This is a genomic window from Dongia sp. (genome assembly GCF_041905885.1).
GTDB lineage: Bacteria > Pseudomonadota > Alphaproteobacteria > Dongiales > Dongiaceae > Dongia.
In genome coordinates this window covers 34530-49298 of the sequence record NZ_JAYRKD010000034.1, presented here as the reverse complement: position 1 = coordinate 49298, position 14769 = coordinate 34530, and the positions used below count along the sequence as shown (strand labels likewise).

General features: G+C 67.0%; 17 protein-coding genes. 5 read left to right on the top strand and 12 right to left on the bottom strand.

The genetic code is table 11. The features are described from left to right. Positions 1-112 precede the first annotated feature (112 nt). Entirely contained in the window at positions 113-382 is a 270-nt protein-coding gene (locus tag ACH2CY_RS24825) for a hypothetical protein (protein ID WP_395022498.1), read from the bottom strand. Between the two features lie 275 nt (positions 383-657). Here ACH2CY_RS24825 and ACH2CY_RS24820 point away from each other — a divergent pair, with 275 nt between their 5' ends. Further along, positions 658-1551, top strand: coding sequence for a LysR substrate-binding domain-containing protein (locus ACH2CY_RS24820; protein WP_395022497.1), 894 nt, complete (start codon positions 658-660; stop codon positions 1549-1551). A 190-nt stretch (positions 1552-1741) separates the two neighbouring features. Here the strand turns inward: ACH2CY_RS24820 and ACH2CY_RS24815 are convergent, their stop codons facing one another. Beyond that, complete coding sequence (locus tag ACH2CY_RS24815; RefSeq protein ID WP_395022496.1) at positions 1742-2581, bottom strand: hypothetical protein; 840 nt, start codon at positions 2579-2581, stop codon at positions 1742-1744. Between the two features lie 462 nt (positions 2582-3043). Here ACH2CY_RS24815 and ACH2CY_RS24810 point away from each other — a divergent pair, with 462 nt between their 5' ends. Next, the gene (locus ACH2CY_RS24810; RefSeq protein ID WP_395022494.1) at positions 3044-3409 is read left to right on the top strand and encodes a hypothetical protein; all 366 of its coding nucleotides are present in this window, start codon (positions 3044-3046) and stop codon (positions 3407-3409) included. Between the two features lie 45 nt (positions 3410-3454). Here the strand turns inward: ACH2CY_RS24810 and ACH2CY_RS24805 are convergent, their stop codons facing one another. Both ACH2CY_RS24805 and ACH2CY_RS24800 read right to left on the bottom strand, forming a co-directional pair. After that, on the bottom strand, positions 3455-4954 hold the full coding sequence (locus tag ACH2CY_RS24805) for a hypothetical protein (RefSeq protein ID WP_395022493.1): 1500 nt from the start codon (positions 4952-4954) through the stop codon (positions 3455-3457). 185 nt (positions 4955-5139) lie between these two features. Continuing rightward, on the bottom strand, positions 5140-6417 hold the full coding sequence (locus tag ACH2CY_RS24800) for a cystathionine gamma-synthase family protein (protein WP_395022492.1): 1278 nt from the start codon (positions 6415-6417) through the stop codon (positions 5140-5142). Between the two features lie 185 nt (positions 6418-6602). On the opposite strand from ACH2CY_RS24800, the gene ACH2CY_RS24795 reads away from it, so the two are divergent. After that, positions 6603-6941 carry a hypothetical protein gene (locus ACH2CY_RS24795; RefSeq protein ID WP_395022491.1) on the top strand — a complete coding sequence of 113 codons (339 nt, stop codon included), beginning with the start codon at positions 6603-6605 and terminating at the stop codon, positions 6939-6941. A 132-nt stretch (positions 6942-7073) separates the two neighbouring features. Continuing rightward, positions 7074-8381 (top strand): NAD(P)/FAD-dependent oxidoreductase, encoded by a 1308-nt coding sequence (locus ACH2CY_RS24790; protein ID WP_395022490.1) that lies wholly within the window; start codon positions 7074-7076, stop codon positions 8379-8381. On the opposite strand, the gene ACH2CY_RS24785 is transcribed toward ACH2CY_RS24790, so the two are convergent. The 5 genes from ACH2CY_RS24785 to ACH2CY_RS24765 form a co-directional block, all read right to left on the bottom strand. Continuing rightward, a complete protein-coding gene (locus ACH2CY_RS24785; RefSeq protein WP_395022489.1) occupies positions 8378-8656 on the bottom strand; it encodes a DUF2277 domain-containing protein in 279 nt (92 codons plus the stop codon). The genes ACH2CY_RS24790 and ACH2CY_RS24785 overlap by 4 nt on opposite strands. A gap of 12 nt (positions 8657-8668) precedes the next feature. Then, positions 8669-9010: a YciI family protein gene (locus ACH2CY_RS24780; RefSeq protein WP_395022488.1), complete on the bottom strand. Its 342-nt coding sequence runs from the start codon at positions 9008-9010 to the stop codon at positions 8669-8671. A 107-nt stretch (positions 9011-9117) separates the two neighbouring features. Next, on the bottom strand, positions 9118-11133 hold the full coding sequence (locus tag ACH2CY_RS24775; protein ID WP_395022487.1) for an amidase: 2016 nt from the start codon (positions 11131-11133) through the stop codon (positions 9118-9120). Beyond that, the gene (locus ACH2CY_RS24770; protein ID WP_395022485.1) at positions 11133-12014 is read right to left on the bottom strand and encodes a polysaccharide deacetylase; all 882 of its coding nucleotides are present in this window, start codon (positions 12012-12014) and stop codon (positions 11133-11135) included. Before ACH2CY_RS24770 ends, ACH2CY_RS24775 begins: the two co-directional genes overlap by 1 nt. A gap of 69 nt (positions 12015-12083) precedes the next feature. Next, entirely contained in the window at positions 12084-13337 is a 1254-nt protein-coding gene (locus ACH2CY_RS24765; protein WP_395022484.1) for an Hsp70 family protein, read from the bottom strand. A gap of 165 nt (positions 13338-13502) precedes the next feature. Here ACH2CY_RS24765 and ACH2CY_RS24760 point away from each other — a divergent pair, with 165 nt between their 5' ends. Further along, the gene (locus tag ACH2CY_RS24760; protein ID WP_395022482.1) at positions 13503-13862 is read left to right on the top strand and encodes a hypothetical protein; all 360 of its coding nucleotides are present in this window, start codon (positions 13503-13505) and stop codon (positions 13860-13862) included. A 19-nt stretch (positions 13863-13881) separates the two neighbouring features. Here ACH2CY_RS24760 and ACH2CY_RS24755 read toward each other — a convergent pair whose 3' ends face one another. Genes ACH2CY_RS24755 through ACH2CY_RS24745 form a run of 3 tightly spaced genes read right to left on the bottom strand, consistent with a single transcriptional unit; the run spans position 13882 to position 14711 of the window. After that, positions 13882-14289: a DOPA 4,5-dioxygenase family protein gene (locus ACH2CY_RS24755; protein ID WP_395022480.1), complete on the bottom strand. Its 408-nt coding sequence runs from the start codon at positions 14287-14289 to the stop codon at positions 13882-13884. Positions 14290-14343: 54 nt separating this feature from the next. Next, entirely contained in the window at positions 14344-14544 is a 201-nt protein-coding gene (locus ACH2CY_RS24750; RefSeq protein ID WP_395022479.1) for a hypothetical protein, read from the bottom strand. Between the two features lie 8 nt (positions 14545-14552). Next, on the bottom strand, positions 14553-14711 hold the full coding sequence (locus ACH2CY_RS24745; protein WP_395022478.1) for a hypothetical protein: 159 nt from the start codon (positions 14709-14711) through the stop codon (positions 14553-14555). Positions 14712-14769: the final 58 nt, after the last annotated feature.

The following is a 14769-nucleotide window of genomic DNA, read 5'->3' as shown; positions in this document are numbered from 1 at the left end:
AAAAAAGATAGCAGATTCCGCCCCTGAAACCAAGCAAATCGGGGACGGAATCGCGTGCCATAACCAACTGAAAAGAAACGCGTTTTTACGCCTTTTTCCGACCTCTCCGGCGTTACTCGCGGAGGAAGAAATGCGGATGCCAATCCGGGCTCCGCAACGGCAGCCGGCGCAGCCAGCGGAACAGCCCCGTGACGGCCTCCAGCAGCCGCTGCGGCTGGCCCGGGCCGACCGGCTGCGACGGGTCCTCGGCCAGCCGCAGCGAGCCGTCCGCGGCCCGCACCAGGCCGATATCCAGCAGCTGCCGGGCGTCGGCATGGCTGAGCTCCAGGGCCAGGCTGCGGCCATGGATCTCCAACTCGAAACTGTTGCGAAAGGTTTGCATCTGAGCCTCCAGCTAAATCCGCCGCCGGACTGAAAATCCTTGTCCGGCGTTCCATAAGCTGTAATTTTGGCGGCTCTCGATGCGAAATCAGCGCAGAAGTCCTGCGATCCGGATTTAGATAAACTAAATCCGCTTTTGAAAAGGCAGTGATCTTGTCGGGGTCCGGTCGGGGTCAGCGAACTAAGAAGGCCCGCGGCAGCTACCAGCCGAGGGAGCGGACGGATCGTGGCCCCAGCCACAAGGCGATCCTCGCCCACCCGACGCGGATGCCGCCCTTGAGCACGCTGCGTGCCTTCGAATCCGTGGTGCGCCTGCAGAGCATTAAATGGGCGGCGGTGGAGCTGCATGTGACACCGGGTGCCATCAGCCAGCAGGTGAAGGCGCTGGAGGCCGATCTCGGCGTGCAGCTGATCGCCCGCCGCGGCAACCAGCTGGTGCTGACGGAAGCTGCGCTGCGGGGCCGCGACTACCTGACCGGCGGGCTGCGGCTCCTGCAGCGGGGCGTCGAGCGGATGCGCCTCAGGCCGCCGCTCCGGCGGATGCGCCTCACCGTCGAGCCGGCTTTCGCGGCGAACTGGCTGATCAAGCGCCTGCCCCAGTATCGTACGCTCCCCGGCGCGCAGGATGTGCTGCTCGACCCGGCCAAGGCGCTGGTCGATATCGCGCGCGGCGAGGCCGACCTCGGCATCCGCTTCGGCCATGGCCGCTATCCCGGCCTGGAATCGATCAACCTGTTCGAGGACGAGATCTTCCCGGTCTGCTCGCCGGGCTATCTCCAGCTGAACCCGCTCGGGGACTTGAAAGACCTGAAGCATCATCATCTGCTGCGTCTCGATTGGAAGGCGACCAGGCCCTGGCCGGACTGGACGGAATGGCTGCAGGCCGCGGGCCTGATCGATGAGAGCGACCTCGCCGACCTCGAGCGCCGCGGCACGGTGATGGGCGATTCCAGCCTGCTGCTCCGCGCGGCGCAGGAAGGCCAGGGCATCGGCCTCGGCCAGGCCTCGCTGGTCGCGGACCTGATCAAGGACGGCAAGCTGGTGGCACCCTGCGCGCCGCGCCTCAGGACGGGCTTCGGCTACTACCTTGTCTTCCCCCACGGCGCCGACGCGAGGCCGGAGATCAAGCTGTTCAAGGACTGGATCGTCGCGGAGGCGAAGACGGGGTAATGCCGCGCCGACAGTATATCACGTTCTGCGATTTCCCCTGACGCCGTTGTGTAAGATCCGCGCGGTCATATCGGCGGCGGAAGTCGGCTCAGAGTCTCGCGCAGAATTCCCCTAGGATTTTAGATGTCTCATGCAGGGACAAGAATTCCAAATGGTCTGCATGACCTGACGCACCCAGTCGATCTATCCGCTATAGGCCAAGCCCCAGGGTAGGCCGCGGATAGTGCGACCATTGCGGATACTCAAAGGTAGGGGTTCCGTAGGCTACGGCTATGGCGGCCAACGCCGCCATTGCGAGAGCGAGCCGTCGCGGAAGGCGTTGTGAGCGCGGCACGAGCAGGATGCCGCAACAGATAACCGCCGCCAGCACCATCGGCAGGTAAATCAGGCGCGGAACCAAGTCAGGGCTTGGTTGCGGCAAGAATCCCAAAATGCCTCGATCCCAGAACGGGTAAGGATTCGGGCCGAGGAAGAAGCGGCCGCCGCAACCATTGGGACCGCAGGTCTGACTCTCGACGGCGAGCTGGAATTGCGCCTCGACCGCCAACACGGCGGCAAATCCCACCATAGCCAGCTTGAACCGATAATCCTTTCCATCGGCATCGACGTACCGGCGCCGGCGAGTTTCGAGAAACCAACATAGAAGCCAGACCGTCACTGCCGGCCCGATGACCGGCCCGTAGTCGGACGGCCAGACCCAGGTGAAGGCAGTCGCTGCGAACCAAGCGCCGCCAATGGCGACGATCGGCACGACGACGCTGCTTCTCTTGAACATTTCCCTGTCGATAGAAGCCGGACCGAATGGCCACAATCGGACAATTCCGGCGACGACAGCCCCGACCATCGTGCCGATGAAAGCAAAGACCAGCGAACCGTATGCGATGCGGCCCGCATCGATTTCGTACCGATAGATCAGGACTCCACCCTCCAGCAGAGCCGCCAAGAGCGCCAGGGTGGGGACGATCAGGAACAGCCACCACCCGTTGCGGAGCTTTGCAGCTGCCGCGCCACTTCCAATAATAATGACCAACCAGTCGATCGCGGAATTCCTCCAAATGGGCCGCCGTAATCTTACGGAGTCGGCGCAGATCCGGAAAGGGCATGCGTCAAGTCTTTCCCAATCATTGGTTGATCTCATTATGCGCGTCCCCCATCGATGCCAACTGCACGCCGAATAGTTTCGAATTTTCGACAATTGCGGATAGGAATGGCCTCTCGCGCCGCAGCACGCTTTTACGTTTGCGCAAGACTTCGGCCATAGGCTGGTCGCCTGGGCTCTTATCACGGGCCGCAGCGCAAGCGGGAGACGGCAGTGGCACGGAATGGCGGACGAGCGGCGGCGGCGTTGGATCATGGGCGTGCCACCAAACTCCCAGCGCGATCACGCCGGAGCGCGACGGCGGCCCCTCAGCCGCGCGGCAGCGTCGCCGTTGTACCGGAGCCCGCGGCTGCACCGGTCGAAGCCAAGCCTGCTTTCCTCGAGCGCTCGCTCATGGCCGAAGGGCTGTCGGCGGCGTTTCGGGTCGATGCCGGGAGCGGCTGGGCAACGGGCAGCCTGCCGGCCGGCGCCAACGACAACGAGATCGCGAAGTTTCTCGGCGAGGCGATGAGCTTTGCCAAGCAGATGCAGGCCGCCATGGGTGGTCCAGCCGGCAGCACCGCGGTCGAGATCCTGGTGGCGGATTCAGAGGCGGGCCCGTCGCGTCAGAGCGCGATCAAGGTCTCGGTCGAGCCTGCGGGCGGAACGGTGGTGACCTTGCAATCGGGCGCCGGCGGCCACCTGGTCTCCATGCTCCAACATTTCCTGATCGCACTCAATCCGACGCCGCGCGCGAGCGGCGCCGCCACCCGCCCGTAGCCGGATCGGCGGCGACGCCCTCATCTCTTCAGCCTCCGCCGCCGGTCACGGCTGCGGCGTGACGCCCGGCTGGTTGAGGATGGCCGGATTGAAGGTGAAAGTTCCCGGCTGCGGCATGACCGGTGCGCCGGCCCCGGCGCTGCCGGGCTCGGTGGTCGCGCCGGCGACGCCGCCCGGGGCGATGTTGGTGCCGGTGGCGACGCTGGGGTTCGGCGGGAAGATGTGCAGCTTGTTGTAGGTCAGCGCATAGACATGGCCGAGCGGCCCGATCGCCGGCTGCCAGCGTCCGCCATGCTGCCAGGCATAATTCTCCACCAGCGCCAGGTCCTCGACCCGATAGGTCTGGAGATATCCCTCGGTCGTGGAATAGAGGTAGTTGCGGCTGGCGGTGGGGGAGACAAGGCCGCCAGCCTGCGCGGGGCCGGCAGCACCCCCCGCCTCGTCCAGGCGGTTGGTGATGATGCGCCCGCTCGGCAGCACCGCTGGCGTGGCGTCGGTGTAATGGCTGATCTTGCGGCGCTGGTCCGTGCCGTCGGTCTGCAGGATCAGCACGTCGTTGGGCCGGTCGAACAGCACGGCGCCGTTGAGCGCGACCACCGGCGCCGAGACTGCCGGATCCCGATCGCCCTGCTTCCAGCGCTCGATCTCGGTGAAGCCGCCGGCGAAGCGCCCGCCGAAACGATAGCGCGCCACCGACCCCATCCCGTCGTTGACCACCACGATCGAGGAGTCGAGCCCGCTGCCATGCGGGACGGCGGCGCCGAGCAGCGGCGGCTGAAAGGGCGGAAGCTCGGCGGGATCGCGGTCGAAGTTGATCTGGAAGTCAACGCCCCACCAGGGATCGTTGCCGATGCTGCCGACCAGGCTGCCGACCCGCACATCGCCCTCCACCACGCCGAAGCGGCTGAAGGCCATCAGGCGGACCTCATGGAAATAACCATCTTCGGAGGCATAGCGCAGCGGAAACACGATGAACTCTTCGTTGGCCGGACCGCGCACGAGGTTCAACGGCGCGGTGGCAACACCGCCCCGGCCCCGCAGCGGCACCGACGCCTGGAACAGCAGCGCACCACCGTCGGCGAAGCCCAGCAGCCGGCTTTCGATGCGCGTGACCTCCATCTCGCCGCGATGATCCTTCATGACCCGCGAGGCCAGCACGAAGAGTTCGCCGCGGCTGTTGACGGCGGGCGTCGAGCGCACCACCCAGCCGGGTTCCAACGGGTGCTCCCACCACCGGGTGCCGTCGGCGCGCAGCGCGATCACCTTGCCTTCCTGGGTGCCGAGGAAGACGTTGCCCTCTTTCGAGACGATCGGGCTCAGCCCATCGGCGAAGGTGCCGAGACCCTCCACCACCCGGAGCGGCGCGGTCGCCGGCGCGGTCACGACATTCTGGTAGCTGGTGTTGGCGGGATTGCCGTGGGCCACCGGCCAGCCATCGGCGGCGGCCGGCCCGGCGGCGAGCGCGCCGAAGAGCATGGCCGGAACCACCCGGCAGCGCAGCGTATGGGACAGGCTGGAAAAGGCCACTGACAGAGATCGATGCATCGCACGCCTCCAGGGTTTACAAGCCAGGCGTGCATCAAGTCGCCGCAAGCTCGCGATCCGCAAGGGAGGAAAGTCCGCATCGGCGCCTTCCGTGAGGACCGTCACGGCGCCGATGGGTCGACTACAAATGCCGGTGTGATGGTCGCGCGAAAAGCTGAACGGCGAGTCTCAACGGCCGGTCCGCGTCACACCTTCTCCATGGCCTCCGCGAGGTCGGCAATCAGGTCGTCGGCGTTTTCCAGGCCGACCGAGACGCGCACCAGGCCGTCGGTGACGCCGACGCTGTCGCGGATCGCCTTGGCGACGCCGGAATGCGTGGTCGAGGCCGGGTGCGAGATCAGCGATTCCGAGCCGCCGAGACTGACCGCAAGCGTGAAGAGGTGGAGATCGTTGAGGAAGCGGAAGGCGCCCGCCTCGCCGCCTTCCTTGAAGGTGAAGGCGAAGGTCGAGCCGCCGGCCTTGCAGGTCCTTTTGTAGACCGCCTGGTAGTTGCCGCGCCCGATCAGCTCCGGGTGATGCACCTCGGCGACCTTGGGATGCTCCTTCAGCCAGCGGGCGATCTTCGAGGCGCTCTGGCTGGCGCGCTCCATCCTGAGGTGCAGGGTCTCCAGCGAGCGGCCGAGCATCCAGCTCGAATGCGGGTCGAGCTGCATGCCGAAGGCGCTGCGGATCTTCTTGATCGCCGCCAGATCCTTGGCCCGGCCGATGACGCCGCCGGCCACGAGGTCGCTGTGGCCGCCGACATATTTGGTCAGTGAATAGACCACGATGTCGGCGCCGTGTTGCAGCGGCGCCTGGAAGATCGGGCCCAGCATGGTGTTGTCGACGATGATCAGCGGCCGCGTGCCCTGGCGCTTCGCGATCTCGTCGGCGGCCTTCACCATCAGCTCGAAATCGACCAGGCCGCAGGTCGGGTTGGCCGGGGTCTCGATATAGATGATCGGCACGTTGCTGCCCGCCGTCTTCGCCACCGCCGCCTCGACCGCCCCGGCGCTCAGCCCATCGGTGAAGCCGACCGCCTTGAGGCCGAAGGGGGCCAGCGTGCCGACGAACAGGGTCTCGGTGCCGCCGTAGAGCGGCTGGCTGTGCAGGATGGTGTCGCCGGGCCGCGCGAAGGCCAGGATCGCCGCGGTGATCGCCGCCATGCCGCTGGCGAACATCAGCGCGCCCTCGCCGCCTTCGAGCACCGCGAGCCGCTCCTCGACGATCTGCAGGTTCGGGTGGTTGAAGCGCGAATAGACCAGGCCCGCATCCTGCGCGTTGGGCGGTGTCTTGCGGCCGGAGACGTAGTCGAAGAATTCCTTGCCGTCCTCGGCGGAGCGGAAGGCGAAGGTCGAGGTGAGAAACACGGGTGGCTTGACCGAGCCTTCCGAGAGGAAGGGATCGTAGCCGTAGCTGGTCATCAGCGTTTCCGGATTGAGCTTCCGGTTGCCGATCGAACGCTGGCGATAGCTGGATTTCATGGCGCGACTCCCTTTGGAGAAGGACGGCGTTGCCATCATTCTGCCGCGCTCGTCGCCTGAAAGAGAAGTGACATTGCGCACAAGGCACAGGAGTGACATTGCGCACAAGGCGCGGGGCGGCATTTGCGGCGGCTTTCGCGATCCTGTCGCCGCCTGTATCATGGCGGGTAACCGGGAGGCTTGCGATGAAGGCCTGGCTGCGCTCTGCGTTGATCGTCCTGGCGTCCTGCGTTGCCGCGGCTCCGCCGCCGGCCCTGGCGCATGGCGATGCATCCTGGATCGAGCAGAATCCGAAGACGCGGAGCTGCTGCGGCCCCCATGACTGCCGAATGATGGCGCCCGGCGAGGTGATCGAGGAAGGGCGCGGCTGGACCGTGGTCGCGACCGGCGAGCATGTCGAAGGCATCACCACGCGGCTGCGCGACAGCATCGACGGCAACTTCTGGATCTGCCGCAACGAAGGCCCGGGCGGCCCCGGCACCGGCGAGCTCCGCTGCCTGCTGGTGCCGCGGGTGGGGCTGTAAGCGCAGCCATCGATTCCATAAGCCAGCGGCATTGGCCGCGCGCGTCCGACTTTGGTTTGAATGGGCAGGTTCGTCTTGCGCCCCCGGCGGATGTGCTAGAGCTTGGACGAGACGTGGAATCCGGAGTTCATCTTGAAGACTCAGATCGTGGTTGTCGGCGGCGGGGCCGGCGGGCTGGAGCTGGTGCGGCGGCTGGGGGCGAAGCTCGGCCGCGAGGATTTCGACGTCATCCTGCTGGAGCGCAACCGCACCCATATCTGGAAGCCGCTGCTGCATGAAGTGGCGGCGGGCTCGCTCGACGCCAATCTCGACGAGGTCGGCTATCGCAGCCATGGGCACCGCTGGCGCTACCGCTATTTCTACGGCAGCCTGGAAGGGATCGACCGCGAGGCGCGCCAAGTCATCGTGGCGCCTGTACCCGATGAGGACGGCACCGAGCTGATCGGCCGGCATCGGATTCGCTACGACTACCTGGTGATCGCGATCGGGGCGATCTCCAACGATTTCGGCACGCCGGGCGCCAAGCAATTCTGCCTGTTCCTCGACGACCGCGACCAGGCCGATCGCTTCCGGCAGCGGCTGCTCAATCACTGCCTGCGGGTCTCGCGCAGCTTGAGCGAGAATCCCAACGCCGATGCCAAGGTCGAGATCGCGATCGTCGGCGGCGGGGCGACCGGCGTCGAGCTGGCCGCCGAGCTCTACAACGCGGCCGCGGGCCTCCGGCATTACGGGCTCGAAGTCTTCGACGAGAGCCGGCTGAAGGTGACCCTGATCGAGGCCGGGCCGCGCATCCTCCCCGCCTTGCCCGAAAAGCTCGCCCAGGCGGCGCATGAGGAGCTGGAGGCCTTGGGCGTGCGGGTGCTGACCGGCACCGCGATCGTCGAGGTGACGGCGGAGGCGATGCAGACCAAGGGCGGCGAGACCATCCCGGCCGACCTCAAGGTCTGGGCCGCGGGCGTGCGGGCGCCGGAGATCCTGAAGGAGATCGCCGGGCTGGAGACCACGCGCGGCAACCAGCTGGTGGTGCGCCCGACCCTGCAGACCACCCGCGACGACCGGATCTTCGCGATCGGCGATTGCTGCTTCTTCGTGCCCGAAGGCGAACAAAAGCCGGTCCCGCCTCGCGCCCAGGCCGCGCACCAGATGGCGGTCACCGCCTATTGCAACATCCTGGCGCTGATCGGCAACCGTCCGCTGGAAGCCTTCGTCTATCGCGACAAGGGTTCGCTGGTATCCTTAAGCCGCTATTCGACCGTCGGCAGCCTCATGGGGAATCTCATCGGCGGCCGCATGGCGATCGAGGGCCGGCTGGCGCGGATGGTCTATCTCTCGCTCTACCGCCTGCACCTGATCGGCATCCACGGCTGGCTGAAGGGCATGACCCTGATCGTCATCGGCCATGTGAACCGGGTGGTGCGGCCGCGGCTGAAGCTTCACTAGGCCGTCGGTGCGGTGAAGCGCAGCCGCGTGCGCTCGCGGGCCTTCTGCGCCTCTATCTCGCGGTCGCGGGCTGGCGCGGTGGTGTGCAGCGAAGCGAGCAGCCGGCGCGCCGCATCGCCGACCTCGATCACCGCGCGGTCGAAGGCCTCGGCATTGGCCTGCGAGGGCTTGTTGAAGCCCGAGAGCTTGCGGACGAATTGCAGCGCCGAGGCCTGGATCTCCGCCTCGGTCGCCGGCGGCTCGAAGTTGAACAAGGTCTTGATGTTGCGGCACATGATCCGGACTCCTCAGTGAAACGGGCGCACCTCGACCGGCGCGCGGCAGGCGATGGCGGCCTTGCGCCCCCAATCCAGCGCCTCGTCCAGGCCGGCGCATTCCAGCACCCAGAAACCGCCGATATGCTCCTTGGTTTCCAGATAGGGCCCGTCGGTGATATGCAGCTTACCATCGGGTTGGGTGCGTAGCGACCGCGCCCGGCCGGCCGGCTGCAACCCGCCGACGAAGACCCGGACGCCGGCCGCGACCATCGCCGCGTTGAGGACGTCGATGTCGCGGTCCATCTGCGCATCCTCGGCAACCGCCGGGTCGTAGTCGTCGGGGTGATGAATGGCCACCAGATACTGGGTCATGATGTCTCCTCAGCGCGCCGCGGGCGGGCGAATGCCCTGCCCTTCCCCCAGACGTCGAGCGGCCGGGCGGAGAATCGACAGGGCGTCCGCGAATTATATCGACGGCCCTATTCCACCCCATCCACAACGCGATAGTCGGCGATCGGCAGCGACGCGCCGCCGTCTGCGACCATCAGGACGAGATGGCCGTAAGCCCCGCGCCATTCGCTGTGGCGGGGGCGGTTCGCCTGGGCGGGTAAGCTGCAGCTTGCCGTGAAGCGGATGCCGTCGCGGGCGACCTCCAGCGGCACGCCGTCGACGAAGATCCGGACCCGCGGCGCCTGGGTTTCGCCGGCGACGCGGATCTCGACCCTGCCGTCCGGCCGGTCCACCGCGGTCGCGCCGAAGCTGGTGCCGGCGGACGCGGCCCGGGGCGTTGCCGGGCGCGCGGGAAAGACGTCGCTGGGCAACGGAGGCGTTCGCGGCGGGGCTACACGCCAGGGGCCGGATTGCTCGAAGGCATAGGCGTAGCCGAGCAGCTTGGTGTCCTCATAGGGCTGCGCGGCGAAGGTGAGGCCGATCGGCATGCCGATATCGGCGAGAATGCCCATCGGCACGGTCACCGTCGGAATGCCGAGATGGCGGATGATCAGGTTGCCGTTGGCGACCCAGGTGCCGTTGCGCCAGGCGATGCGTTGCGAGACGAGATTGGTGTCGGCATCGGCGGGCGCGACATCCGCCAAGGTCGGGAAAACCAGCGCGTCGAGTCGGTTCGCCTGGAGCCAGGCGTCGTAGCGTTCCCGGCGGAAGCGCTCCAGCCCGCGGATGCCTGCGGCGAGATCGGGAATCTCAGCCAGCGGCGTGATGCCCCGCTCCTTGGCGAGGCGCGTGTATTCGCTGAGGTCGATCGCGATGTTGCGCTCATGCATCGGGTCCGGCACGGCGCCGGTCGGATGCGGAAAGATCTTCTTGCCCTCGACATCGGCCAGCGCGTCGAGCGCGGGATCGGCATTGGCTTTCAGAAAATCGTCCCAGGCGAACATGCAGAGGGTCCAGAGCTCGGCATGCGGATAATCCTTCGGAACCACGCCGGTTCGCACCAGGGCCTCGCCGCCGACGCCGTCGCGCTCGTATTCGGTGAGCGCCGGGAAATCGACCTCCACGACCTCCGCGCCGAGCCGCTCCAGGGCCGCGCGCGCCTGGCGCCACTGGGCGAGGACGCTGTCGCGGGTCTGGATCGGCTCCCATGAATCCGGGTTGCGGTCGGCGTTGATGAACGCCCTGGGCACGCCGAGGCGGCGGCCGCGCAAGGCCGCGGGGTCGGCGAGATCGCGGTAGCGCTTCGGGCGATGCGCGGTCGCGGCGGGGATCTCCAGCACCTTCTGCATCCGCCAGAAATCGCCGCGCGGCTCGGGGTCGTCGGCAACGATGGCGTCCAGGATCTCGAACAGATCCGCCATGCTGCGCGCATGCGGCACCACGACATCCATCGTCGGCACCAGGGGCCAGTTGCCGCGCATCGAGATGACGCCGCGCGACGGCGTATAGGCCGCCAGCGCATTGCAGGAGGCCGGCGCCCGGCCGGAGGACCAGGTCTCCTCGCCGAGGCCGAAGGCCGCGAAGCTGGCCGCGGTCGCGGTGCCCGAGCCGTTGGACGAGCCGGAATAGAAGGCCGAGGTGAGGAAGTGCGCGTTATAGGGGCTTTCGGCGCGGCCATAGACGCCGCGCTCCATGCCGCCATTGGCCATCGGCGGCATGTTGGTGAGGCCGATCAGCACGGCGCCCGCGGCGCGCAGCCGCGCGATGGTGAAGGCATCGTCGCCCGCCAGCAGATGCTCGAAGGCCGGCGAGCCGGAAGCCACGGTCAGGCCGCGCGCCTTGTAGCTGTCCTTGGCGGTGTAGGGAATGCCGTCCAACGGCCCGATCACCTGTCCGGCGGCGCGGCGCTGGTCGGAGGCCAAGGCTTCCGCAAACATCGCGGCGTTCAGCACCGGGACGGCGTTGAGCTGGATGCCGGACCGATCATAGAAGGCAATGCGGTTGAGATAGGCGGCGACCAGTTCCACGCTGGTGACGATGCCCTGCTCCAATGCATGGCGGAGGGCGGCGATATCCGCTTCGACGATGTTGAAGGCGGACGACATCAGTGGCCCCGGTCCCGGCTCGGCTGGGCGTGGATGGCGCCGGAATTGCGCCAGGCTTCCAGCGGATTGGCATTGCGCCATTGCGCGGCATAGCCGGCCAGGGTGGTGAAGGTCACGCCGGGCTGGCTCTTGAAATACTCGATCAGGCGTTCGAGCATCATCAGGCGGTGGCCGCGGCCGATCACCTGCGGGTGCATGGTGAGATTAAAGAGCCCGCCCGGCACGTTCTTTCGGCCGTAGTCGAACTCGGCGCGCCAGATCTCCTCGACCTTGGAGGGCGCGGCCAGGCCCTGGGTGTCGCCGGCAAATTCGAAATGCGGGAAGTCATCGAGGATCCAGGTCACCGGGAGCTCGACCAGGTCGATGTTCGGCCCGAACACATAGGGCGACTTGTCGTCGAACTTGTCGCCGATCCGCGCGTAATAGGGCGTGAAGTCGCTGCCCATCAGGCTGGAGTCATAGAGGAAGCCGTAATCCTGCAGGATCTTCACGGTGTTCTCGCTGAAGTCCCAGGCCGGCGAGCGGTAGCCCCTGGGTGTCACCCCGGCGACGTCTTTGAGCGCCTTCAACCCATGATCGAGATTGGCGCGTTCGCCGGCTTCGTCGAAGTCGGCGGGATTCTCATGCACCCAGCCGTGATGCGCGATCTCGTGGCCCTCGTCATGGATGCGCTTCACCAGCGCGGGATAGGCCAGCGCCGTATGACCCGGCACGCAGAAGCTGCCCGGCACGCCGTGGCGCTTCAGGATATCCAGGATCCGCGGCACCGCGACGGCGCCGAACTCGCCGCGCGAGATTACGCTCGGATTGCGACTCTTGTAGGAGCCTAGCCAGACCGACATGGCATCGAAATCGAACGTCAGCGCACAGGCAAATGTCACCGGATCCCCCGCCCCTGTTTGGCCGCATGGTATCGGCGGGGCCGGCTGCCGTCGATGGGAGGAATAGCGTTACCCGAACCGGCGATGGGCGTCGATCGCGAGGCCGGTACCGACGCTGCCGAACATGTCGCCCGGCACCGCCTTGGCGTTCGGCAGATGCGCCAGGATGCGTGCGCGCACCGCCGGGATGCCGGTCGAGCCGCCGGTCAGAAAAACCGATTGGATCTGCTCAGGCTTGACGGCGGCGGCCCGGGTGCAGCGCGTGATGGTCTCGATCAGCCGGCCGGTGTCGTCACGCACCGCGCGCTCCATGTCGCGGCGTGCGACATCGACGGTGACCGGCGGATCAAGCGGCAGCGCGAAGGACGCCGCCTCGGCATCCGAGAGCGCGATCTTGGCCGCCTCGACCTCGCCGGCGATGCGATGGCCGTTGCGGTGCGCCAGCACATCGATCAGGCGGCGCAGCAATTCCGGCCGGTCGGCGGTCAGCACGATGCTGCGTAGATAGTGCAGGTTCTCGGAGGTGTAGAGGAAAGGGATCTTGTGCCAGGTCGCGAGGTCGTGGAACAGGTAATGCGGCATCGGCAGCCGCTTCTCGCCCAGCCGCACCCCGGTGCCGAGATGCGGCATCACCTTGTCGATGCTCAGGCGCCGGTCGAAGTCGGTGCCGCCGATATGGATGCCGCTGCGCCCCAGGATGTCGCCGGCGCGGTCGGCCTGCCGCGCGCGTTCGGGCGAGAGCCGCGCGACCACGAAGTCCGAGGTGCCACCGCCGAGATCGACGATCAAGGAGAGCTCTTCCCGGTCGAGGCTCTGCTCATAGGCCAAGGCGGCCGCGATCGGCTCGAGCTGGGTTTCAACATGGCGGAAGCCTTCCGCCTTGGCCGCGGCGATCAGTTCGGCCTCGGCCCGGCGATCGGCTTCCTCGTCGTCATCGACGAAATGCACCGGTCGGCCGAGCACGACGCTGTCCAAGGCCGCGCCGTGATGCGCCTCGGCGGTGCGTTTCAGGTGGCGGATGAACATGCCGATGATGGCGCGCATGGCGACGCGCTTGCGCTGGATCAGCGTGGTCTCTTCGATGAGGCTGCTGCCGAGCACGCTCTTCAAGGCGCGCAACAGCCGGCCCTCCACGCCTTCGACATAGTGCCGGATCGCGTCCCGGCCGAAGCGTACCGAATGGTCCTCGGCATCGTAGAAGACGGCGCTCGGCAGGGTGACCGATCGACCCTCCAGCGGACAGAGGAAGGCGCGCCCCTCGGCGTGCAGCGCCAGGGTCGAATTGGACGTGCCGAAATCCAGTCCGCAATACCCTGTCGCCATGGCCGGTCCGTCGCTGGCTGCTTTGGAAGGGGCCGGACAATATGGACCCGGCCGACGCGACGCAAGTCCCGCCGCGAATTGTCCGGGAATACCCAGCTTCCGGCCCGGGATGGAACAGCCCCGCCTCTGGCACGTTGGCTGCCAGGCGAAGGCGGAGGGTGCGTCATGTGGAAAGCTGTTGCGATCACGCTCTTCGGACTGGCCCCGATCCTGGCGAGCGGCGGCGCGTCCTGGGCCGCCGGCAAGACCATCGACATGGGCTTTATCGATCAGGCCACCATCACGCGCGCCTGCCAGCAGCAGCTGGGCACTGTCCCCCGCGCCGGCGGCGAGGAATATGGCTGTCGCGCCAACGGCGTAAGCATCACCTGCAATGCGGAGACCTGCACCGCGACGGGTCGCGATCTCGCGCCGGTGATCGGAAATTCCCTGCAGGCCGTCATCGACGCGATGGACCGCCGGGCCGGACAGCGGATTCTCCCGGTCGATACGCGGGTCGGGCCGGTCAATTCACGGGTGCAATAGCCTCGCCAGCACCGTGCGTCTAAGGCGTCAGCTTCGGATCGGTGTTGAGTTCGATGGCCGGCTCCGGCGCTTCGTCAAGCTCCGGCAGCGGCGCCGCGTCGAGGTCGAGAATTTCGCCCAGCCAGAGCGCATGCAGCAGGTGGTCGGCTTTCGGCTGGCCAGTGTTGGGGTGGATCAGCACGGCAAGCCCGCGCCGGTTGATCATCAGCCAGGGAACGAGACGCGGAAACTCGCCCGGCGCGAACGAGACCTGGTACATCGGCCGCGTATGCGGGCCAACCAGGTGGTCATGCCAGCGGCCGAGCCGGACCGAAAAGCGAGCGCCGATCTCCTCGCGCAGGGCCTCGGCTTGCCGGCGTTGCTCCGGGCCGTCGAAATAGACATGGGCGTGGTAGCTGCGGATGGTGGCAAGCTTCTGGATGGTCATGGCCGGATGGTAATCGGCCGAACCGTCCCCCGTCGACGGGCCGCCAAGCTTTTTCTAGCGTCTGTCCTGGGCCCGGTTCTTCATTTCCAGGAACCTGGCGAAGGCACGCGGATCCTGATCGATGTCGATCCCCATCTGGTCGAGCGTTTCGAGACCGAAGGCCGGCGAGAGCGAACGCCGCGCCGGAGGCCACAGGCGCGGCCGGTCGGCCGGGCCGGCGGCGAATCGGGTCCGCCCGGCGCTGGTCTTGCGCATGGCCGGCCTCAATGCCGGCGCGTCGCCGCGACCACCCGGTCCACGGCGCGGGCATCGCGGTCGGCGATCAGCTTTTCCAGGAGGTCGGTCGCGACGAAGGTCGGGACTTCGCGCTGCGACTCGGGATGCAGCGGCTGCGGGCTGGATTTGCTGGCGGCTTGGCGCATCGATGTCCTCCTTCGGCAGGCGTAGGTGCACTGCTTGGAGGAATAAACCGCAGGTCTT